Source organism: Sinomonas soli (assembly GCF_054782415.1).
On sequence record NZ_BAAGSN010000004.1, the window covers coordinates 22,666 to 43,851 of the forward strand.

At 59.1% G+C, this 21,186-nt stretch carries 16 protein-coding genes; 13 read left to right on the forward strand and 3 right to left on the reverse strand.

Annotated features, from left to right (window positions below):
• The first annotated feature begins 145 nt into the window (after positions 1-145).
• The 4 genes from ACYVKZ_RS03480 (at position 146) to ACYVKZ_RS03495 (ending at position 5,517) form a co-directional block, all read left to right on the forward strand.
• Entirely contained in the window at positions 146-1,009 is an 864-nt protein-coding gene (locus ACYVKZ_RS03480) for an aldo/keto reductase (protein WP_460990624.1), read from the forward strand.
• Positions 1,010-1,196: 187 nt separating this feature from the next.
• A complete protein-coding gene (locus ACYVKZ_RS03485; RefSeq protein ID WP_460990626.1) occupies positions 1,197-2,744 on the forward strand; it encodes a heparinase II/III family protein in 1,548 nt (515 codons plus the stop codon).
• Positions 2,741-3,991, forward strand: coding sequence for a Gfo/Idh/MocA family protein (locus ACYVKZ_RS03490; RefSeq protein WP_460990627.1), 1,251 nt, complete (start codon positions 2,741-2,743; stop codon positions 3,989-3,991). The genes ACYVKZ_RS03485 and ACYVKZ_RS03490 overlap by 4 nt, the downstream gene beginning before the upstream one ends.
• A 473-nt stretch (positions 3,992-4,464) precedes the next feature.
• A complete protein-coding gene (locus ACYVKZ_RS03495) occupies positions 4,465-5,517 on the forward strand; it encodes a hypothetical protein (protein ID WP_460990628.1) in 1,053 nt (350 codons plus the stop codon).
• Between the two features lie 1,319 nt (positions 5,518-6,836).
• Here the strand turns inward: ACYVKZ_RS03495 and ACYVKZ_RS03500 are convergent.
• Both ACYVKZ_RS03500 and ACYVKZ_RS03505 read right to left on the reverse strand, forming a co-directional pair.
• Positions 6,837-8,291 carry a sugar transferase gene (locus tag ACYVKZ_RS03500; protein ID WP_460990629.1) on the reverse strand — a complete coding sequence of 485 codons (1,455 nt, stop codon included), beginning with the start codon at positions 8,289-8,291 and terminating at the stop codon, positions 6,837-6,839.
• Positions 8,292-8,308: 17 nt separating this feature from the next.
• Positions 8,309-9,655 (reverse strand): UDP-glucose dehydrogenase family protein, encoded by a 1,347-nt coding sequence (locus ACYVKZ_RS03505; protein WP_460990630.1) that lies wholly within the window; start codon positions 9,653-9,655, stop codon positions 8,309-8,311.
• A 1,419-nt stretch (positions 9,656-11,074) separates the two neighbouring features.
• Between ACYVKZ_RS03505 and ACYVKZ_RS03510 the strand changes: the two genes are divergently transcribed.
• The 9 genes from ACYVKZ_RS03510 to ACYVKZ_RS03550 are packed head-to-tail and all read left to right on the forward strand — an operon-like array spanning position 11,075 to position 20,118.
• Positions 11,075-12,196 (forward strand): glycosyltransferase, encoded by a 1,122-nt coding sequence (locus tag ACYVKZ_RS03510; RefSeq protein WP_460990631.1) that lies wholly within the window; start codon positions 11,075-11,077, stop codon positions 12,194-12,196.
• Positions 12,197-12,206: 10 nt separating this feature from the next.
• The gene (locus tag ACYVKZ_RS03515) at positions 12,207-13,409 is read left to right on the forward strand and encodes a glycosyltransferase (RefSeq protein ID WP_460990633.1); all 1,203 of its coding nucleotides are present in this window, start codon (positions 12,207-12,209) and stop codon (positions 13,407-13,409) included.
• Positions 13,410-13,457: 48 nt separating this feature from the next.
• Complete coding sequence (gene rfbF, locus ACYVKZ_RS03520) at positions 13,458-14,231, forward strand: glucose-1-phosphate cytidylyltransferase (protein ID WP_460990635.1); 774 nt, start codon at positions 13,458-13,460, stop codon at positions 14,229-14,231.
• 9 nt (positions 14,232-14,240) lie between these two features.
• Positions 14,241-15,326, forward strand: coding sequence for a CDP-glucose 4,6-dehydratase (rfbG, locus tag ACYVKZ_RS03525; RefSeq protein WP_460990636.1), 1,086 nt, complete (start codon positions 14,241-14,243; stop codon positions 15,324-15,326).
• Positions 15,323-15,874, forward strand: coding sequence for a dTDP-4-dehydrorhamnose 3,5-epimerase (rfbC, locus tag ACYVKZ_RS03530; protein WP_460990637.1), 552 nt, complete (start codon positions 15,323-15,325; stop codon positions 15,872-15,874). Before rfbG ends, rfbC begins: the two co-directional genes overlap by 4 nt.
• Before the next feature lie 24 nt (positions 15,875-15,898).
• Positions 15,899-16,792 carry an NAD-dependent epimerase/dehydratase family protein gene (locus ACYVKZ_RS03535; RefSeq protein WP_460990638.1) on the forward strand — a complete coding sequence of 298 codons (894 nt, stop codon included), beginning with the start codon at positions 15,899-15,901 and terminating at the stop codon, positions 16,790-16,792.
• A 22-nt stretch (positions 16,793-16,814) separates the two neighbouring features.
• On the forward strand, positions 16,815-17,684 hold the full coding sequence (locus tag ACYVKZ_RS03540) for a glycosyltransferase family 2 protein (protein WP_460990639.1): 870 nt from the start codon (positions 16,815-16,817) through the stop codon (positions 17,682-17,684).
• A gap of 14 nt (positions 17,685-17,698) precedes the next feature.
• Positions 17,699-18,763, forward strand: a complete 1,065-nt coding sequence (locus tag ACYVKZ_RS03545) for an acyltransferase family protein (protein WP_460990640.1) — start codon at positions 17,699-17,701, stop codon at positions 18,761-18,763.
• Positions 18,760-20,118, forward strand: a complete 1,359-nt coding sequence (locus ACYVKZ_RS03550; protein ID WP_460990641.1) for an oligosaccharide flippase family protein — start codon at positions 18,760-18,762, stop codon at positions 20,116-20,118. Before ACYVKZ_RS03545 ends, ACYVKZ_RS03550 begins: the two co-directional genes overlap by 4 nt.
• 659 nt (positions 20,119-20,777) lie before the next feature.
• Here ACYVKZ_RS03550 and ACYVKZ_RS03555 read toward each other — a convergent pair.
• On the reverse strand, positions 20,778-21,167 hold the full coding sequence (locus tag ACYVKZ_RS03555; RefSeq protein WP_460990642.1) for a hypothetical protein: 390 nt from the start codon (positions 21,165-21,167) through the stop codon (positions 20,778-20,780).
• Between the last annotated feature and the right edge of the window lie 19 nt (positions 21,168-21,186).

Consider the following 21,186-nt stretch of genomic DNA (forward strand, 5'->3'; position numbering starts at 1 on the left):
AGCGCCTTCCGGTAGAGCTAGGAGGCCCTTCACCCTCTGCCGCACCGGTTCATTTCCCAATGAATCCGTGAAGAGCCCATTTCTCTGACAGTCCGGTGGGCCGTTAGGATTCGAACATCAGCCCCTGAGACCGCGAGGTGAACCAGTGCATACCTACACGCTAGTCCCGCAAGGCGGGCTGAAACTCGGGCTTGGCTGTAGTCGACTCGGCTCAGTGAATGGCGCTTCGCCGAGAGAAGCGCGGGCGCTTCTGCATGCCGCGCTTGAGGAAGGCGTGCGTGTATTTGATACCGCGAATGTGTACGGGCAAGGCGACAGCGAGAAGGCAATTGGAGCAGCAATAGCCGGACACGACGATTGCGTACTGATTTCGAAAGCAGGCAAATACCATCAGTTGCGCCGTCGCATGTTAGGTCCACTGAAGGGGACGATGCGATCCACCGTCCGCCGTTCTGTTGGCGCTCGTCATCAGCTGTCGGCAGCACGGTCTACGCCATTACCCGCCCGATGGGACGCACGGCATCTGGTTCGGAGCCTAGAGGGCACACTCCGCAGATTGCGCCGTGAACAAGTCGAGGTTTTTATGCTCCACAGCCCAAACGTCGAGGTTATTCTCAACGGCGAAGCTGTCAGTGCGCTTGACAGCGCCCGAGCAGCTGGGAAGATCGGCTGCATTGGCGTCTCAGTGGATGATGTCGAAACCGCGCTCGCTGCGCTTACGGACGATCGTGTGGGCGCCTTGCAGGTACCCCTCCACCCTGGGTCCGCGAGCTACGATGCGACCCTGGCGCGCGCCAATGCCGCGGGAGTGACTATTGTCGGCCGTGAAATTTTCGGTGGGGTGGGCGCACTTTCCTCCCGGAATGATGCTGAGAGCTTCGCCCGACATCGAATTGTCGAAGTGGTAGGTGACCCGCGTATCGACCTTCCGCTGGTGGGAACCACCCGTCTCGCCAGTCTCAGGGCGTCGACGAGAGCGGCCCGGGACGCGGGGCTGAACTTTCTGTGACGTTGGTGCTGTAGCAGTGAACTCCATTCGCCCCCTCATCCGTGCCGTGGCCCGCCTATCTCCGAGGCAAATTGCGTATCACATCAAACGCAAACTCCGTAATGCTTTAGCCCGTCGATTCCCTTCGGCGTATGCGTCACTCATCACAAGACAAACACGGGCCACGCCGAGACTGGACCGTGACTTGATGAGTGATAACAGGATCCGCCTGGCGAAGGCGATCGCGCAATACTATTACGACGAGTACATAGCAACGATCGACGATGTCCTTCAGAATCGCTTTAGCTTCTTTGGGCAATCTGTGCAGTTTCCCAGCCCCGCCGAAATTGACTGGCATCACACCATCGCTGCCGAGGATGATTTTCATCTCTGGCGCATGAAGCTGGGGCACATGGGGTTTATATGTCCAATGCTGGTAGCGGGAGACCAGCGTCATCGCGACGCTGTGAAGGCGTTACTCGCTGGTTATCGTGAGCAAGCGACATTCGGGAAATCAGGATGCTTTTCCTCTTACTGGTTCCCGTACAGCGTGTCACACCGAGTACTGGCCATCCTTAGTGGGTATATCCTCTCTTATCCTTCCATCGACAGGTCATTGCAGCAGGAAATCGAATCCTTCCTGCGCTGGAACGTCAGCTTCGTGGCGGCGAACATCGAGCACGAACTGAAGAACAACCACGTTGAGCGCAATCTCGCCGCGCTATGCTTCTACTACTCTTGCGCCGAGTTCGTGCCCCCACGAGTCGCCGCGAGCCTTGACCGTGAGGTCAGGCGCAGCATTGAGGCGTGCGTGTTGAGGGATGGGTTCATGATCGAGCGATCGGCCATGTATCAGGGCCTGACGGCGATGGCCCTCGACGTGTTCGCCAATACACCTTTCCTTACGAAAGGTACGCGACAACTCGCCAGCGGCACGTTGGCTAAGGCACTCCAGGCTTGGGCAACGATGTCCCATCCCGACGGTGAGATCGCGCTGTTCAACGACAGCTGGTTCGGCGAGGTCCCCCCGCTATCGCGTGTGGCCGGCGAACACACCACGGCTCCGCTTGCGCTGCTGCCTGACGCGGGTTACGCCCGGCTGGAGTCCGACGACATCTTCGTCCTTATGGATGCCGGACCGATCGGCCCGCGCTGGAATCCTGGCCATGGGCACGCCGATTTCCTCTCCATCGAGGCAGACGTCGCGGACCAACGATTCATAGTCGATCCTGGTACATTCCAGTACTCCACGGGCTCGCGCCGGACATTTGAAAGGTCTGCGAGCAGCCACAACGGCCCGCATTGCCGCGGGCTAGAACCAGTCGAATACGCTGGCTGTTTTCGGGTGGGCCGGATGAACGAGGCATGGTTCGGGCCTGATGCGTCAGCCAACCATGTGACTGGGCATCTTTCTTTGCCCGATGGACAGGATGTGTGCCGCAGTATCACCGTATCGCCTGGGCTGGCGCGGATCACGGACGTCTGGGAGGTAGGCCATGACGCTCGCGTCCGCCTCACCATTGCGGGCGAATGGACTCTTGTTAGTCACACCCAGCGGTCGGTCGAGTTTCGTATGGGCTCGACGTCTGCAGTAATCGAGGTGACTCGGGGCAATATCAGTTTGCCTCAGGCGGGTGAGTGGGTGCGACGCTATCTGAACAGTGAGCCCGCTACCATTCTGCTCTTGACGCCGCATCACGAAGCTGCTGAATCGGCCACACTCGAATGGGAGATAAGAAAGCAGGCACACCTATGAAACTCGCCATCGTCGGGTGCGGTTTTGTCTTCGATATCTACATGCGCACCATTAAGGCGCACCCAGAACTAATAGTATCGGGAGTCTACGACTTAAGACCCGAGCGGATGCAAGCTGTAAGCGCCCGCTACGGTTTCCATACATATTCCACATTTGATGACCTGCTTGCCGACCCAAACGTTGATGCGGTCATCAACTTGACCAACATCGACTCTCATTTCGACATCACGAAGAAAGCCCTCGAATCGGGCAAGCACGTATATTCCGAAAAGCCTCTAACCAAGAGTCTTGAGCAATCGCGTGAGCTTTTCCGAATAGCGGAGGCGAACGGTGTCAGAGTCTACGCGGCGCCCTCCAACATTTTTAGTGACAGCGTGCGCACGGTCTTCGAGTCAGTCCAGTCGGGTGCTATCGGCAAACCGCTTCTTGTTTATGCGGAATTGGATGATAATCCGATTCACCACATGGGCTTCGATAAGGTGACCAGCCCGACAGGTGCTCCCTGGCCGCTGCACGAAGAGATCCTCGAGGGGTGCACGTACGAACATCTCGGCTATCACCTCGTCTGGATCTGTGGTTTGCTTGGCCCGGCGGTGTCCGTAACAGCGTTCTCAAGCGAGCTTATCGAGAACAAGGCTGAGGCCTTGCCTCGCCTTGTTGGAACGCCCGACTTCTCCGTCGCCAACATCCAGTTCGCCAACGGCGCTGCAGCCAGGATCACCTGCAGTGTCGTCGCTCCCCGAGACCACCGGATGCGTATCATCGGCCGGGAAGGCGAGATCTGCGTAGACGGATATCGACAGTACCGCGCCCCCGTCTTCCTAGAAAGGTTTACATCGAAAAGCCTCAACGCGCGGAAGCTTCGCACCCTCCGTGAGCATCCGAGTCTCGGCCGGCTCTTCGGAATCGGAGGCCGCAGGATAAAGCTTACGAGGAATTGGAAGTCCCATGCGGTAGAGAGCACAAATCTAGTGGCTCCATCGCTCAAACAAAGGCTACTGGAGGGCATTAGGCGACGCGAGGTGTATGCGCAAGACAAGTTCGTCGGCGTGGCAGAAATGGCGCGAGAATTGCGAGAGGGGCGCCCGCAGTATCTCAGCCCCGACTTCCTACTTCATCTCAATGAGCTCACACTTCTCGTGCAAGGCGCGGGTCCGGGGGGAATTACCGCTATCCCCACCACGACATTTGTACCGCTTGACTCGTTAGCCAGCACCGAGCTGGGTGTAAGCCTTGGCGAGGGCTAACGTGCAAACAGGCGGAACGACGCACCTCTATCCCGGGGCATCACAGGTGATGGTCTCGCTGCCCCAAGAAGAGTCCCTGTCCGTTTCAAGGCAAACCTCACCCATTTTAGGCTGCTCAGTTTCGACTTCGCTCTTGAGCTTTGTGCCTCTGCCCCGCACGGCGCTAACGGGTAGCTTATTTGGAGGATGCGATGCGGGTAAGTGATGAGAACTCGGTCCATACCCGGCCTTCGCTGCGGAGCTGGCACGCCGCCCTCACCTACGTATTACTAGCTACGTGTTTGGTCGGGTTCCACTTGAGGCTGTCGATCTATTCCGGCGACGGCTCTGTCTTAGTGCCGAACTATCTAATCCTGGTCCCAGGGGCGCTACTGGCGATCGCTCATGCAAGTAGCTTAATCCGCCGGGCAGCAATTCCTCTTTTTGCACTGATCGTCGTGGTCACGATCCACCCCCTGTTGACGTTTGCCCCGATGAGCAATCTTGTCGAAAGTCTACGGGGCGGCGCTCAATTAGTTGCGTCTGTCATATGCACTCTGGCAATCGTCCTCGCTGCGTCAAGACTTCCCGCGCTAGGACTGCAGAGACTTTTCTATGGTTTCTGGGTGCTGCTTATGGTGCTCACGGCCCTAGATGCATTCGTTTTTCGAAGCGCGATGACGAATATCACTGAGGCGATCTACGCGGGGACGCCCAGAAGTATCTATGACAGCGAAATCCGCGATACTGTAATCTACGGTGGTGCACGTCCCACGGCCCTTGCTTCGGAGCCCTCATTCCTTGCGCAGTCATGGATCTTTTCCGCTGTTCTCGTATTTTTGTTGGACAAGAATCGCGGCAGCGTTCGGAGCTGGATCCGCCTTCTCGTGATGGTTGGTGTCGGCTATGCACTGGCGCCAAGTACCTCGATCCTGTTCGTGCTTCTTGCGACCGTTCTGTGGCATTTCTGGCCAAAAGGACGATACGCCAATCTTCGTCTCTTCGCATGGGTCGGTATGGGTGCAGCCATTCTAGCTTCCCCAAACTTCATTGACCTGTTGGGAAACTTCGGATCCAGCGAAACCGGTAGTTTTTTCGCACGCGTGACTTCCGGCCCCTATGTCGCGCTGCAGTCGCTCAGCAACTATCCTCTGTTGGGTTACGGCCTCGGCAATGTCGATGGCGTAGCTCCCGTCGTCGTCCAAGTTTGGGAGACGGCTGGTGCCTTCGACCGTTGGCCGTGGTATGTCGGGGCCAACACACACACGATGTTGGCTAATGGATTCTGGTGGCAATGGATAAGTATGGGCTTGGTTGGCGGAGCCGTTTTAACTTATATCGTGGTCCGCTTGCTGACCTCTGTCGGAGTCAAGCATCCTTTACGAACACTCGTGTGTGCATGGATCGTTTGGTACACCGAGGGCGCCTTCGAGTCGCCCACAACCTGGCTGGCCGTGGCACTTTTTGCGATCGTCGCAGTGACACAGCGTCCCGGGAGCCCGGCCGTCGTCGTGAATCGCTCTAGGTCCTCTATCTCTACGGACTGATCTGGCGGTTATTTTGACGGTGCTGGGGCAGGAAAGGTTGGACGGCAGCGGCCGGGTAAATCTCTGTCAGTGCGATCCGTGCACCATCAGACGACCTCGGTGGCTGTCCACGTTCCCAGAAGCAGTGTTCGTGTTCGATTTCGCAGGCCTTGGGCACGGATGCCGCCCATCCCGGCGGGGTTCAGTCTCTCGAGGGCCCTGACCTGACACGGTATCAGGTGGGTCGTCGTCTCTTCCAGAGCGCCAGCGACCCTCGGGAGACCCGGCAAGATCGATGCCAAGGACGTGGTGCACCGGGACAGGCTGCTGCCTGGACGAGGTCACCCCGTCCCTAGTCCGACTGCGAAGCATGAGGCCCGCTTTGGACCTCGTACGGGCGTAAGAGGACTGCCGCGGGGGATCTGGGATGGGCCCGGCACCGGGGCCGGAAGTCGCGGCTCCGTCACGGCATCTTTCACCAAGGCGGGCCGCCTGGACTGGTGCCCACGTTGGGTGGCTGCGCCGCGAGCCTTGCCGCAGCGGGCATCGCCTGCCACCCGGATCGTCTTCGCCGCGCTGATGGTCAAGGGCCGCGGCGGCAGACCCGATGCGGCCCTAGAGGAGGCGGCCCGAAGAGAGTCCGCACCGCTAGTACACTGTCTGGGCTGCCGGCGCGAGGTGAGCACGCTAATCTGGCTCCCAGGCGAGTGGAACTCGGGGACTGGCACCGGTTTGCCGGGGCGACGACGGGTCTTCGTAGGACTGACACGGCCGAGCATTCTTCGGGTGCGGCCCGGGCGCCTGGGCCGACCACAGAGACCGGCGACGTCCATGAGCCTCGCCTCCTGTCGAGACCATCTGGCACCATCGCGCGATATGTGTTCGGCAAGACGAGACGGGCCGCTTGAGACATTGTTCCGACCGCAGGTGGGCACCCGGTGGTGAGGGCTACCTGCGCATACGCCCCCGGCGGGTGGGCGTCCCCGACCGGCGCCAGCGCCCCACCGTCGCTCGCGAGCTGGCCGGCTCGTGCTGGTACCCGGCAGCCAAGGACGCCAGGCCTGAAGACCGCTTCGCTGTATCCCCTCCGAGGTCGGCGGCAGCGATTCGAGCGCCCACGAAGCGCTTATGAGTACGAGTAACAGCCCCCCAACAACGTGATCGCGACACGCTAGAAAAGCGGAACCATTCCCGCCGAGCTACCGTCTTGCGGTACCAGCCACGCGCACCAGCCTGGCCGGTCATCGTCCAGCCACAAGCTCGCCGACGCCTCCAGCGAGGCACAGAGGCGCCGCCATAGCTTTACAGGTATACGTAGCGTCACGCCGCTTCGCCTGCTTCTACACGGCGCCCTCCTTGGCCACGACAGCCTTGAACGTCTTGGCCAGGATTGTCAGGTCATTGAGGAGCGACCAGTTGTCAACGTAGTAGAGATCGAAGCGTAGGGCCTGCTCCCAGGTTAGGTTGGATCTCCCGCTAACCTGCCAGAGTCCGCTCATACCAGGCTTCACGATGAGACGCCGGTGCGCGTAGTCGTCGTACAGCGCTACTTCGGCCTCCCGTTGGGGTCGAGGGCCGACTAAGCTCATAGTCCCAAGGAGAACATTAAATAACTGAGGGAGTTCGTCGAGGGAATACCGGCGAAGGGCTCCGCCGATCTTCGTAATCCGAGGATCGTTCTCGACCTTGAAGAGCGGCTTGTCCGCGGAACCCTGCGCTTTAAGCAGATCTGCCAGCATTGCATCTGCGTCGGTGACCATGGATCGAAACTTGTACATCTTGAAGGGCTGCCCGCTTTGGCCGATCCGAACTTGAGAGTAGAGGACGGGTCCCGGGCTAGATAGCCTGACCGCGAGTGCCACGGCAACCAGTACCGGCGAGAGCAGCAAGATGATCAGAGCTGAACCACAGATGTCGAAAACTCGTTTCAGGGTGCCGCGAAAGCCATCGAGTTTCGGTGTAGTGACATGGATTAGAGGCAACCCGGCAAGCGGCTGGGTGTGAATACGCGGCCCAGCCACATCAGTAAGGGCAGGAGCAACCACCATCGCGATATTTCGCGCGGACAGCTGCCACCCGAGCTCCTGGAGTGTTCGTGGGGGAAGCGCCGCGCCATTGGATATAGCGAGTGTGTCGGCGTCATTAGATTCGAGAGCCCGCAGAATAGAGGTGCATTCGGCCGGTCCGCTGACCAATGCGACATGTGGCCAGACCTGCCCCGCGGTCGCGTCATGGGGCTCTGGGACGTAGGCGGCCACTGGCGCATAGCCGGCCGCAGGCGTGCTTCCTAACTGTACTGCTAAATGGCTGACAGTAGCGGGAGCCCCCAATACCATGACGCGACGAAGGTCACCGCCACTGTTCCTTCGTGCCACGAGAACCGATCGAAGTGTCCAACGGGCAAAGAGCAGGCCTATTAAACCTAGTGGCAAGGCGATCGCCACATACCCTCTCGCTAGATCAAGCTTGAAGACGTAGGATCCGAGTGCAATCCCCCCAAAAAACCATAGGGTCGCTTTTGTGACCCGATTATACTCTTCCATTCCATGACCGAGGATCATTGGCTCACGGGAGGATGAAAAGGTGAGAAAAATCCACCAGCCAACGGCAATTAGGACGCCAATCGTGGCATAGGAAGCGTTGGAGCCACGGACTGTGACGTCATCGTCTGAGCCGAATCGGAGAATCTGCGCCCCCGTTACTGCCCAGACTACGCAGACGAGGTCACTGAGCATGATCGGTAGCTGCGTCCGCTGGTGTTTGAAGTGTTTCGCAGCCGATATCCCGCCGATCATGCTTCTGTGTGTAAGCTTCATACCGGCATCAACCGGTTGGTAGATGCCGAAGCATGCCTGCGTCCTAGGGCCACGAACTCCCATCCTGCAGCTTCCCATTCTGCAGAATCCAGCACGTTCCGGCCGTCGATTATTTTTTGGCCGAGAGTGAGGTTCGATAGGTCCTCGGGCTTCAGTTGGCGGAACTCATTCCATTCCGTCAGCAGCAGAACGAGGTCCGCGTCTAATGCGGCCGCATCGAGCGAATCGACATAGCCGAGCCGGGGGAAGCGTCTTGCTGCGTTGGCGTTGCCTTCGGGGTCATATACCGACACGTCGGCGCCGCTATTGAACAGGCGTACGGCGATGTCGAGTGCAGGTGAGTCGCGCACATCGTCGCTGTCGGGCTTGAAGGCTACGCCGAGAATCGCGATCTTCTTGCCCGGTAGATCGCCGAGCATCGCCTCGGCGAGATGGACCACGCGGTCGCGGCGACGGAGGTTAATCAAGTCGACCTCAGAGAGAAAACGCATGGATCTGTCGAGTCCCAGCTCACTGGCCCTGGCCTGAAGAGCCCGGATATCTTTGGGCAGACAGCCTCCTCCGAAGCCTACGCCGGCGTTAAGGAAGCGCCTGCCGATCCGAATGTCATGGCCGATCGCGTCGGCGAGGGTACGGATGTCGCCCCCAACCGTCTCGGTTATCTCGGAGAAGGCGTTGATGAAGGATATCTTCGTCGCGAGAAACGCATTGGCGGCCACCTTGACCAGCTCGGCAGTCTCGAAGTCGGTGACGATGAGTGGTGTCTGCTTGGCCAGCGCATCCGCATATGTGGTCCGTAGGACATCTTCGTCGTGAGCGTTGTCGACACCGAAGACGAGGCGATCCGGGGAGAGCGTGTCGCGCACGGCAAATCCCTCGCGAAGGAATTCGGGGTTCCAAGCCAGACCTATCTTCAAGGCCGGATTAGCGTGCCGATCGAGCAGTGAGCGGAGGCGACGAGCTGTTCCGACAGGCACCGTCGACTTGCCTACGACAAGGGCATCCTTTGTGATGTGCTCGGCCAGTGACCGGACGGCGGCATCCACAAACGCCAAGTCTGCGGCATCCTCGCCTGGTCGTTGAGGCGTGCCCACTGCGACGAAATGAACGTCCGCCCAAGTCCCAGCGTCCTCGAAGGAGGTCGTGAAGCGTAGTCGGCCGGTGGCGACATGCTTGCGAAGCAACTCGGGAAGCCCAGGTTCATGGAACGGCAGGTTCCCTTGCGCTAGGGCGGTCACCTTGGCCACGTCGACATCTACACCGAGCACTTCGAACCCGAGTTCAGCCATACAGGCCGCGTGCGTTGCGCCGAGATATCCGGTACCGATGACGCTGATCTTCATATGTCCCCCCCTGCCCCAGACCCATCAAGGTACGGTTCTACCTTCAGAAGTCATTGGGATGTTCGCGGAACCAGCTTATCGTGCCGCGAAGGTCGTCATTCAGCTCAATCTGGGTTGCCCAGCTGACAGGTTCCGGTCCCTGACGGCCAGGAGCTCCCGTGGTGCTCTATCGGGCTTTGATGATTCCCACTCGATAGTACCGGCGTAGTCGACCACGGCAGCCACGACGTGTGCGATGTCGCTGAGTGTCCTACTGTGGCCAGTTTGATGGTGGCTTGGGTCGCAAGCCACCGTAGTCATCCAGCCGGTGGCTACACACTTCCGCCATGTCATGCACATGCAGGCTCATCACGAGAAGGATTGCATAGGCATTACTGCCGACCATCCGCGGGCTTCGCTGGCGCCGTGAAGGAGCTCTCCGCGACTGCTACGCGCCCACAGGGCTGGATTCGTGCGCGCTCCCGCCTTGGTGCACATGCGCCAGATGCGGCCTCCTGGCGAACCTTGCCGCCGGGGCACCCCTGGCCAACCCGGGGAGGCCACTCGCGTTCGTGGACCTCGAAACCGCGATCATAGAGATCCGCGGCTACTCCAAGCATGGACCGGGTGCGTCTGCTCGGGGGTGCAGCCGGCGGCGCCTGCTGGTCACCGCCAGCACAAAGGCCTCTGGCCCGGTGGTTCTGGTCGAAGCCCCACAAGGGGGCAGTCTTGTCCGCGTGTGGCTCCAGCGCGTGGCCTCCGGTGCGCTGCACCCGGCAGTAGCGCTCCGCTGGCTGCCCTGGCCTAGCGAATTTTCAGGAATGAACAGAAGCACGAGAGACACTCGATTAGCGGCGGATGGTGCGTCGAGCGCGCCGCCGAACTAGCCACCTACGGCACCTCACCTGGGCTCACTGACGCGAGGCGCTCCTCAAAGGCACGGCAGGCCGATGCGTTGAGAACGTCACGTCACGTCAATCACACACCCTCGACGCCGCGGCCCACGCTGGGCTGGCGCGCGTGACACCACGTGCGAGGAGAGCAGGTAGAGAGCCCTTTGGGCGCGCATCCCGATCGAGGGCGCGACCAGCGCGGTCTCGCGGGAGGCAAAGAAGGTGGCACTACTCCTGAACTCGCTGAGGACCGAAATACAGAGTGTCCAGCCGCCCGCTACCGCGACCGGTGGTGCACTGACTACGGTGGCCTCAGGTGGACGGGCTGTGATGACGGCAAGGTCCCACACGCTACAGTTGGCTGGTGAGCGGATGCGTGACGGGCAACGGCGTATTCAACAGTGGGATCTCCGTCGATGATCGCGGCCTCACGGTACAGCCGACTCGATGAGCCCGTGTCTTCGGTCACATTGCGAACAATGACCGTTGCCTAGTGCTGCATAGGCCACTATTCGCTGGATAGCAGAATATATTGGGGGAGTTTGTGATGCTTATTTTGGTAATGCTGCTGGTACTTTTTGTATTAGCAGTTGTCTACCCATACGCGATCTATCCCCTTTTCCTTCGGCTGCTGCCCGCGATCAAAGTGGACGACACCGGGTCACGGCCGAAGACGGTGACTTTGATGTTCAGCGCGTACAACGAGGGCGCGGCACTGATCGAAAAGCTTCAGAACATCGAAATCCTGAAACGGCGTTATGGCCATCTGGAGGTGCTCGCATACAATGATGGGTCGTCGGACGACACGCTGGAACGTCTGAGGTCGCGTCCGGACTTGGTCACCGTGGTGGAGGGTGTCGGACGCAGGGGTAAGGCCTACGGCATGAAGCAGATGGCAGGCATGGCGACAGGAGACGTTCTCGTCTTTACAGACGCCAATGTGATACTTGATCCGGACGCAATCGATCATCTACTCGACTGGTATCGCGATCCGTTGATCGGTGGTGTCTGCGGGACCCTCCGTTATCTGAACTCGGCGGAGACGGTGACTGCCTCGGTTGGGGGGGCATATTGGCGTCTGGAGGAGAAGCTAAAGTCGCTCGAGTCACGTACCGGTAACGTCATGGGCGCCGATGGCTCGATTTTTTCACTGCGCCGGGAGCTATACCCGGATTTTCCGGACACGGTCCTGGATGATCTCACGGTCTCGATGGCGGCCGTGTTCGCAGGTCGGCGTCTGGTGAAGGCCGACGATGTCATTGCCTACGAACGACTTGTTTCGGCACGAGACGACGAATTCGCGCGCAAGATGCGTATAGCGGCCCGTGCTTTCCACACGCACCTGTACCTGCGTCCTCGATTGCGTCGAATGTCCGCAATCGATAGATTCAAATACTCCTCGCGCAAAGCTGCGAGATGGTTTGGCGGCCTGTTCCTCGTTATCGCGGTCCTCCTCTGCTTCGCGATAGCTTTCCTCATCTCTCCTTGGACAGGTCTAATCATCGTCGCGATCGGCGGCGTCGCCATCGTGGCTGGGTTGCGGGTTCGCCGAGGAATTATCGCCCAAGTGACTGAGATTGTGCTGGCGCTCATCGCTACGCTTTATGGTGTCACTCGTGCATTACAGGGCCACACGATGGCCACTTGGTCTCCGGCGAAATCGCGATAGGCTGCGGCAAGTGTCTGAACCGATTTCCTGCCCGAAGAAGCGCATCCTCTACTTGACCAAAGTCTTCCCTTACGAACCAGCCGGTGCGGGAGACTCTGTATACAGCCGTGGCGTAATAGAAGCCTGGTCGACCGTCGCTAACGTTACAGTGCTCTGCGCTGACAGCGGTGCTCGCCGTCGTTTTGGTCAGCGGCGGGTGAATTGGCAGATCGTCGACCCACCACGAACTACCCGCGCTGGTTCAGTTATGTCAGTACTTCCCTTGATCGCTTGGAAGGGGGCCACCAGAGCGTATCGGCAGGAGCTCTCTGCGCTGTTACGCCAAAACGCGTGGGATGCGATCGTTCTCGATAATATCGGCGTCGCCTTTGCGCTGCCTAAGGCGAGATCCTACAGGCGCAAATATCCCACGACCAAGCTGGTCTACGTGTCGCACGAGTGGGAATATCCGACCCGCGCCGGAAAGTATCGCAGCTACAAAATTGGGTTTTGGAAAAAGCTGGCTGCTGCTTTTGATCTCAGAAAAGTCCGTCACTGGGAGAACGCGCTGATCCGGCACTGTAACATCGTGACCGTAATCAATCCCGCCGATGCCGATTCCTTTCGAACCATCGACCCGGCTCCTAAGTATCTTCCGATTCTCCCAGGTTATGACGGACCAGTTGTTACCGTCCGAGACATCACCGAAGCTGTGCCACGGCGGGTACTAATTTTGGGGGGACGACGGTCCGAGCAGAAGCAGCAGGTGTTGTTGGACTGGCTTCACGTCGCCTACGAGCGTCTGGAGTCAGCCGGGATCGAAACCCTCGTGGTCGGCGATATCCCCGACAAGCTGCGAGCGCAGATCGTCGAGGACTATCCCCGGGTCGAGGTAGTCGGATTCGCCGAGGACCTGGGGGCAGTGATCAAGGATGCCCGGGCAGGCTTGATCGTGGACACCGTGGGCAGTGGATTCAAGCTTCGCCTGTTATCACACGTCTTCCAACGACTTCCGGTTGTGGGACTGAGCGGCGCGATTGTTGGGCTGCCTACTCCCGAAGGCGAGGGATACTTAGCAGCGCCAACCTTGGCTGACCTAGTGGACCTCGTGTGCACGGCGTTGGAGCAGCCGGACTTGCTCGATGCGGTACAGAAGCGAGCCTTCGTTGATTGTGAGCAAGAATTTTCTTGGGCTGAAAGGGCACAAGTGTTGCGCAAAGCAGTGGGACATTGAGGCTAGATTGTCTTGGATGGACGGAGCGATGAGGGAGGCGGTGTAGCCATGAAGGTGGTATTGCTAGCGGGGGGTCTGGGTACAAGGCTTGCGGAAGAAACCTCCGTGCGCCCGAAGCCAATGGTGGAGATCGGCGGTTTTCCGATCATTTGGCATATTATGCAGATGTATTCTGCGCGCGGATTTAATGAATTTGTTGTTTGCCTTGGGTACAAGGGATACTTCATCAAGGAGTATTTTGCGAACTACGCCATGCACAACTCCTCCATTGAAGTGGATATGCGGGGGCGGTCGGTGAGCTTCCTCTCCACCGATTCCCTGCCGCCATGGAAGGTTCAACTCGTCGATACAGGGGCTGAGACTCTAACAGGCGGTCGGCTGAAGCGCGTGCGGCAGTACCTCGCCGAGGACGAACCATTTCTTATGACTTACGGCGACGGAGTCGCCGACGTCGACTTGGACGCCCTTGTCGCGTTTCACGCTGAACACGGCCTCGATGCAACTCTGACTGTGGTGCGGCCCTCGGGGCGGTTTGGATCGACCACTATTGACCGCGGTCGGGTTCAGCGTTTCGAGGAAAAGCCAGCAGGCGACGGTGGCCAGGTCAATGGCGGTTTCTTCGTGCTGCACCCCCGCGTCTTAGACCGGGTTGAGGGTGACCACACAATTTGGGAGCGTGAGCCGCTCGAAGGCCTCGCACGAGACGGCCAACTGGGGGCATTCGTGCACGACGGTTTCTGGCAGCCGATGGACACCCTGCGTGACAAGCAGTATCTCGAAGGCCTCTGGGAAGCGGGCAAGGCTCCATGGAAGGTTTGGTGAGCGTTCTTCATGCCTACACCTGAATTCTGGCAAAGCCAGCGAGTCTTCGTCACGGGACACACAGGGTTCAAAGGGAGCTGGGCCACACAATGGCTCTCACGACTTGGCGCGACTCAACATGGGTACGGCCTGGCGCCCAACACGACCCCGGCCTTGTTTCCGAATTTGAATACGCCGCGGCTGTCCTCTGTATACGGCGACATCCGGGATCCACTAGCGCTTGCCGGGAGCGTGCGGGCTGCGGACCCAACGGTGGCAATCCATATGGCTGCGCAGCCATTGGTGCGAGTTTCCTATCGCGAGCCGGCTACGACGTTCTCTACCAATGTAATGGGCACGGTGAACGTCATGGAGGCACTGCGCCAACACGCGCCAAACCTGAAGGCCGTATTGGTTATTACGACCGATAAGGTGTACGCCAACGACGATTCCGGTCGTGCGTTTGTTGAGGATGACCGACTCGGTGGGCATGACCCATACTCCAGCTCCAAGGCGGCGTGTGAGGAAGTGGTGCTGTCGTACCGTCATAGCTTCTTCGATAATCTCGGGATTGCTGTGGCCACTGCGCGCGCCGGTAATGTCATCGGTGGCGGTGATTGGTCAGAAGACCGCCTCATCCCCGACGTGTGGCGTGCGATGGAGAGCGGCCGGAGAGTTGCTCTGCGTTATCCAGACTCTGTGCGCCCTTGGCAGCACGTGCTCGATCCAATCGGCGGTTATCTCGACTATGTCGAGGCACTGGCATCGGATCCTCTGAGCAGCGTGCCACGGGCTCTGAACTTCGCGCCGGTCATCGGGGAACCGTTGACGGTGCGGGAGGTGACGGAGTCGCTGGGCGAAGCCATGGCGATCAAACACCCTTGGGAGCGGGCTGAGGGGCACCACCCAGTGGAAATGAAGCTCCTGACACTAGATGCGTCGTTGGCGACCAGGACCATCGGCTGGAGACCCATGTTGACGGGGCGGCAGGCCGTTGAGTGGACCGCGGACTGGATCCGGTCGACGCGTGCGGGCGTGACAATGCAAGACGCGGTCACCCATCAGATAGAGCAATACGAAGCACTGCTCAAGACGACTAGAAGGTCAAAGGAATGAAATTTACCGAGAGCTTTCTAGCAGGCGTCTACACAATCGACCTCGAGCGGGCTAGCGACGATCGGGGTTTCTTTGCACGGATCTTTGATACAGTCGAATTCACGAAACAAGGGCTAGAGACGAACTTCGTGCAGTTCAATACCTCGTTCAGTCGCCGGAAGCACACCTTTCGAGGGATGCATTACCAGCTCGGTGAGAGCGCCGAGGTCAAGGTCGTGAAAGTGATCCGTGGTGAGTTGCTCGACATCGTACTGGATTTGCGGGAGCAGTCGGCGACCTTTGGCGAATGGTTTGCCGCGCCCCTGTCGGCAGACAACCGCACAATGATGTACGTGCCGGCGGGATGCGCTCACGGCTTCCTCTCACTCACGGAAGATGTCGAGATGGTGTACTTCGTCTCCAACTCGTACGATCCCACAGCAGAGCGAATCGTTCGTTACAACGATCCTCGATTCAATATTGTGCTTCCAGTCGAACCAGAAGTCATCTCAGACAAGGATGCCGGCGCTCCCGACTTCGATTTGGAGTGGCATATTGGATCTCGCTGACGAACCGCTCTCCAAGGAGTTCAAATGCGCATCCTGCTGACCGGCTCGACCGGCTTGATCGGTGCGGCCGTCCGAAGCCGATTGAGTACTGAACATGATGTCGTGACACTTGGACGCCGCGTGAGCTGCCATGTTCGTGCCGACCTTGCCGAACCGAATTCATTCCATTCAGCAGACTTCGGGCGCCTGGATGCGTTAGTGCATTGTGCGGGTGTCATCGACGAAGATTTCCGCGACAATCCCGAGCGGGCCTTCCGCTCGGCAACGCTCGGATCTAATGCTCTAGTGAGCGCTGCGATAGAGGCGGGCGCGCGGCGATTAGTCTACGTTTCGTCAGCGCACGTGTACGGCCCGATGGTGAGCCACAAGGACGAATCAAGCGTGTCCGATCCTCGCTCCGACTACGCGATCGCACACTATGCGACGGAGCAGATCTTCAAGCGGTCGTGCTCTTCTGACGTATCTGGCGTGGCACTTCGGCCGTGCGCGGTTTTTGGCGAGTTGTCACATCCGTCTGACTTCCGGAGGTGGTCCTTGATCCCCTTCGCCTTCCCCCGTGAAGTTGTGGAGTCCGGCCATATCGCGATCAGGTCCAGCGGTGAACAGCGTCGGAACTTCGTCGGAACTGCGGATATCGCTTCTACCGTGATGCAGTGGCTCAAGAATACGCCGCAGGGATGGTCGGTAGTCAACCCGATCGGTAGGTGCACGCTGAGCGTGTACCAGTTTGCCCAGCTGTGCGCGGACGTTGCCTACGAATTGACTGGCCGCACCACTGAGGTGACTCGTCAAATCGGCCAAGCACCGGTGGTCGGAGACGACTTCGACTATGCGAGCCGATATCCCATTGCTGAGGGTCGCCAGGACCTTCGGCAAACTCTGGCCAATTTGATTGAGACGATCGGGGCGGTGGCCTGAGATGCCGAGACTGACTGTAGGGATGATTACTTACAACGGCGCTGACCACATCCGGCCAAGCATCGAAAGCGTCCTCGATCAGACGTTCACAGACTTCGAGCTACTGATCTTCGACAATGCCTCTACAGATGGCACTACGCAGATTTGTGCTGAGTATGCAACAACGGACCCGCGGGTACGCCATATTCGGCATCCTGAGACAGTTCCACAGAGCGCCAACTTCCGAGGGGTCTTGGCGGCAGCGAAGACAGAATTGTTCATGTGGGCCACGGACGACGACGTACGTTCCCCAACATTCGTGGAACGATGCATCGCCTCGCTCGATGCCCACCCAGAGGCGATCGCTGCTTGCACCCAAGTGGCGTTCCGGCATGGCGACGGTACGGAAACTCTTGCCCGCGGCACGTTTACCATCGCCGGAACTCCAATAGAGCGAATTCGAACGTATTTCGAAAATCCGCGGGACAGTTCCCGACTCTTCGGTGTCTACAGGACCGAAGGACTCAAACATGCTTATGCGTCCGATGTGACAGTGTTCGGTTACGACTGGCTTGTTGTGGGTCTTTCGATGCTCGAAGGCGAACACCGGGAAGTAGCCGGCGTCGGCTTGGTGCGGACGGCAAACGCCCCAGGTAAATATTTCGAACGTTACGCTCGGCATTTCACCAGAGAAACGGGGGTGCTCGGATATGCTTCGTACCTGTTTCCCCTTCTTCCGCTCACTCGAGAGATCCGCCGTCGTCTGAGTCGACAGCAATGGCGGGCGGTGCGTGGTCGCTTGACTCGTCTCAACTTGCACCAAACGGCGTTATTGCTTCGATGGAAGTTCCCTGCCTTTGAGCAAATCTTTGTTTTTCTTCGGCGCGCCGACCGCGCGCTTGGTCAGAGTTGAAGCACAACTGGGAGATGCTCGCAGTGAATGATGCCCGAGCCAACAACTTTAATGTGATGCGGCTTATAGCCGCTTCGGGTGTGATCTTTTCGCACGCCTCAGACATTGCCCTCGGGCGTCCTGACGCATTGGCAGAGTCGATGGGATATTCAGGCGGTTGGATCGCCGTGACGGCCTTTTTTGCGATCAGCGGAATGCTCATCTATCGGTCGATGGTCAAGAGCCAGAGCGTGAGGGACTACCTCATAGCGCGTTCCCTGAGAATATTTCCCGGCCTTTGGGTGATGCTGATAATCTCGGTTGTGATACTTGGTCTACTGTTCTCAAGCCACCTGAGTGACTATTTCCTTAGTGGCCAAGTGCGCGATTATTTGCTCGGGAACGGTGTTCTTTACCGTCCCGAATATTTTCTTCCCGGCTTGTTCGAAAACAACGCTCTTCCGGGGGTTGTGAACGGATCATTGTGGACGCTTCGGTTTGAGTTCACTTGCTACCTAGCCGTGTTAGCCCTCTTCCTTTTGAAGGGATTCCAATCCGAGCGCAATTTTCTAATTGCGCTGTCCGCGTATGCGGTGGGATATTGCGCCTTTCTCGTGGTGTCGGGTTTCCAAGGCAACCTCGAGGGAGCTCTTTCGGACGGCAGCGATATGGCCAAGCTGCATCGGCTTTCACTGGCATTCGTGTTGGGCATGATTGCTGGTCGGTACTCGGGACGCATACGCATACGCGGGTGGATGGTCGCAGTGATGGCGCTTGCGTCTTGGGCGTCATTCGGTACAGTCGTTTTCTCCACGTTGTTGATTGCATCGGTGGCGCTGGCGGTTTTCTGGGCTGCTTTCTGGCAAGCCCCCTTCCTCGTTCCGATGCGACGCATGCATGACTACAGCTACGGCGTCTACATTTATGCCTTTCCGGTTCAACAGTGCGTGGCACATCTCCTTCCCGGTCTCACGGCTCTTGGGAACGCGGTGGTCAGCTTGGCATTCACGCTTCCTTTGGCTGCTGGGTCTTGGTACTTGGTCGAGAGGCCGGCGCTGCGGTTCAGGACAAGCCTCGCGACGAAGCGTGTGCAGCCATGAGTCTGCGTCGAAATGGTCTCTTCTCTGCGGCCGAGGTCATTGTTAATGCCCTTTCTCTATTCCTTATCTACCGCAATGTCGTACAGGTATTGGGTGTGTCCATGCTCGGCGTTTGGGCGCTTGTGCTAGCGTCCAGTGCCTTCGGCCGGGCCGCTGACCTGGGGATTTCAGGAAGCCTGTCACGGTATGTGGCGAGTGCTCTCGCGGAGAAACGCCCCGACCGGGCTCTAGGATATATGCGTACAGGGATCACCTTCATGGTATTTACTATGGGGGCCGTGTCACTTGCGCTTTCTTTGCCATTGTGGTACTGGCTGAGTCTCGCTTTGAATGGTGCTGAGCTGGAGGCTGCGCGAGCAGTGCTCCCGTGGGCAATTCTCAACTTCTGGTTTCTAGTCACGAAGACCGCGATCGATTCTTGCCTTGTGGGGGTGCACCGGGCCGACCTGAGGTCCGTCGCAGGCATTGCGGGAACGGTTTTGCAGTTGGTTCTTTCGCTTCTATTGGTGCATAACTACCGGTTGTTCGGACTCGCATGGGCGCAGACAGCCCAATTCGTGGTCGCCTTGGCGCTCGAGGTGGTGTTTCTTGTAACTATTGCCAGGGTGAGGTCTCCGCTGACGGTGCCATGGTTTTCCTGGCCGACGCTGAAGGAAATGTTAGGGTTCGGGGTCAAGCTTCAGTTTGGATCGATGGCAAATCTTATGTTTGAGCCGGCTGTAAAGACCGTCATCGCTGCGATGGCAGGCACTCAGGTGCTTGGGATCTTCGAGATGGCCTATCGCATGGTGTACCAAGTGCGAAACGTAGCAACAATGGCTTTGCAGCCCACTATCGCGGCCTTTGCATCCCTCACAGGCAAGGACGGTGCGCAATCGCTGGTTCTCTTTCGGAATGTCAGTAAGACGGCCGCACTGGCTGCTGCAACTCTGATGGCTGGCGTGGTTTTGGGGTCACCGCTGATTTCATGGCTCTATCTGCAACGTGTCGACCCACTGTTCGTTTACACCAGTGGAGTGATGGCTTTGGTGTGGGGTTCGACAGTTCTTGCTGTGCCCGCTTACTACTACGGCATTGCGAGCGGTCGCGTGTGGCCCTACGTTATCGGTGAGTGTGTGGCGGTCGTTGCTTCCTGCGTTGCAGTGTTTCTCCTGGGCCTCACAGGTCTAGCGGTTGCGGTGGTCGCCGGGGCCGGTATCGGAAAGTTGTTGGGGAGTTTGATTCTCGGCGTACAGACGAGACCCATGAAGGAACTGAGTAGTTCCATCATTATGTATAGGAGCACTTGGACGTCATCGGCGGTGCTTGCTGTCGCGTGTGGCGCTGCGATCGCTTTCAGCCTGCCTCATGCTTAGGATCCGTCGGACCGAGTGAAGCATTAGAGGTAGGGCGCATGTGAGTCAGGTTCTCATTCTTCGCGCTCGGATCTGAGCGTGTGGGCGAGGCGTTTCGAGGCTGAAGGATCATTCGGATCTAAGGGGGTTGAGGATCGTTCTCCATGGTTGTCGACGCCAGCTGGGAGCCAGGCATTTGAGCCCGTAGTCGGTGAAGTTGCGGACGCCGCGGGCGATGCGGCGGATGGGCTTGCCCACGCCGTGCATGGCCTCGGTGACTCGGCTGGGTGCGCCACTGGTGTGGAACCGAGCCAGCTAGGCCTTGCGTCACCGGTGCAGGGCTAGGCCAACCTGGCGATTACTGGAACCGGGCTGGATGAGAGTGTGGCGAGTATGCGTTCGGCGGTTTCTCCTGCTGACGGTGGGGCTGGCGGCGGTGTACACGGCGGTCCTGCACCAAGCTAGGCGTGGTTTACCTCGAGGTGTAATCGCTGTGGGCGTCGAAGGTCTTGTAGAGGTGGTTCTACCGCTTCTCGGTGGGACGCTCTGTGCCGCGGTGGAGCGTGCGGGGGATCCGGGGGTGGGGCTGTCCGATAGTCTCTCCCGTGCACGGCATGCCGCTGCCCTACAGGGGACTACGGGCGGAATTAGTTGCGGTGCCCCTGGCCGCCTTCCGCACCTCACCCGTGCTCGGAGGCGGCCTGGTGCAGTTCCGGCCAGGGGCGCCCGTTCACCGTGGCGATCTGCACCGGGGTCCAGTCGCCGAAGGCCAGGATCGACTGGGTGGCCGGCACGTCGCCGTCGCGCAGCGACGCCCGCTCGGTGAAGAAGCGGTGCAGCCGGTGGTGGGCCTGCGAGGCGATGCGGATCCCGGCGCCGGCGGTGCCGTCCGTCCCGCGCATCCCCTGGTGCCAGTCGATCATCGTGTACTCGGCCGAGTCCCCGTGCCCCACGGGCCGGGAGAGGATCACCACGCTGCCGTCCGGGGACACCGCGCGGACGTTGAACGGCCGGCGCCCCGTGTCATGGAACGTCACCTTGTCGCCGAGGGCAAGGATCCTGGAACCCATCGCCCGGCCTCCCGTCGCC

Coding starts and splice junctions, on each gene's coding strand:
- rfbG (WP_460990636.1), top strand. CDS start 14,241: ATGCCTACACCTGAATTCTGGCAAAGCCAGCGAGTCTTCGTCACGGGA.
- rfbC (WP_460990637.1), top strand. CDS start 15,323: ATGAAATTTACCGAGAGCTTTCTAGCAGGCGTCTACACAATCGACCTC.
- rfbF (WP_460990635.1), top strand. CDS start 13,458: ATGAAGGTGGTATTGCTAGCGGGGGGTCTGGGTACAAGGCTTGCGGAA.
- ACYVKZ_RS03495 (WP_460990628.1), top strand. CDS start 4,465: ATGAGCAATCTTGTCGAAAGTCTACGGGGCGGCGCTCAATTAGTTGCG.
- ACYVKZ_RS03485 (WP_460990626.1), top strand. CDS start 1,197: ATGAGTGATAACAGGATCCGCCTGGCGAAGGCGATCGCGCAATACTAT.
- ACYVKZ_RS03550 (WP_460990641.1), top strand. CDS start 18,760: ATGAGTCTGCGTCGAAATGGTCTCTTCTCTGCGGCCGAGGTCATTGTT.
- ACYVKZ_RS03510 (WP_460990631.1), top strand. CDS start 11,075: ATGCTTATTTTGGTAATGCTGCTGGTACTTTTTGTATTAGCAGTTGTC.
- ACYVKZ_RS03540 (WP_460990639.1), top strand. CDS start 16,815: ATGATTACTTACAACGGCGCTGACCACATCCGGCCAAGCATCGAAAGC.
- ACYVKZ_RS03490 (WP_460990627.1), top strand. CDS start 2,741: ATGAAACTCGCCATCGTCGGGTGCGGTTTTGTCTTCGATATCTACATG.
- ACYVKZ_RS03545 (WP_460990640.1), top strand. CDS start 17,699: ATGCTCGCAGTGAATGATGCCCGAGCCAACAACTTTAATGTGATGCGG.
- ACYVKZ_RS03555 (WP_460990642.1), bottom strand. CDS start 21,167: ATGGGTTCCAGGATCCTTGCCCTCGGCGACAAGGTGACGTTCCATGAC.
- ACYVKZ_RS03500 (WP_460990629.1), bottom strand. CDS start 8,291: ATGATCGGCGGGATATCGGCTGCGAAACACTTCAAACACCAGCGGACG.
- ACYVKZ_RS03505 (WP_460990630.1), bottom strand. CDS start 9,655: ATGAAGATCAGCGTCATCGGTACCGGATATCTCGGCGCAACGCACGCG.
- ACYVKZ_RS03535 (WP_460990638.1), top strand. CDS start 15,899: ATGCGCATCCTGCTGACCGGCTCGACCGGCTTGATCGGTGCGGCCGTC.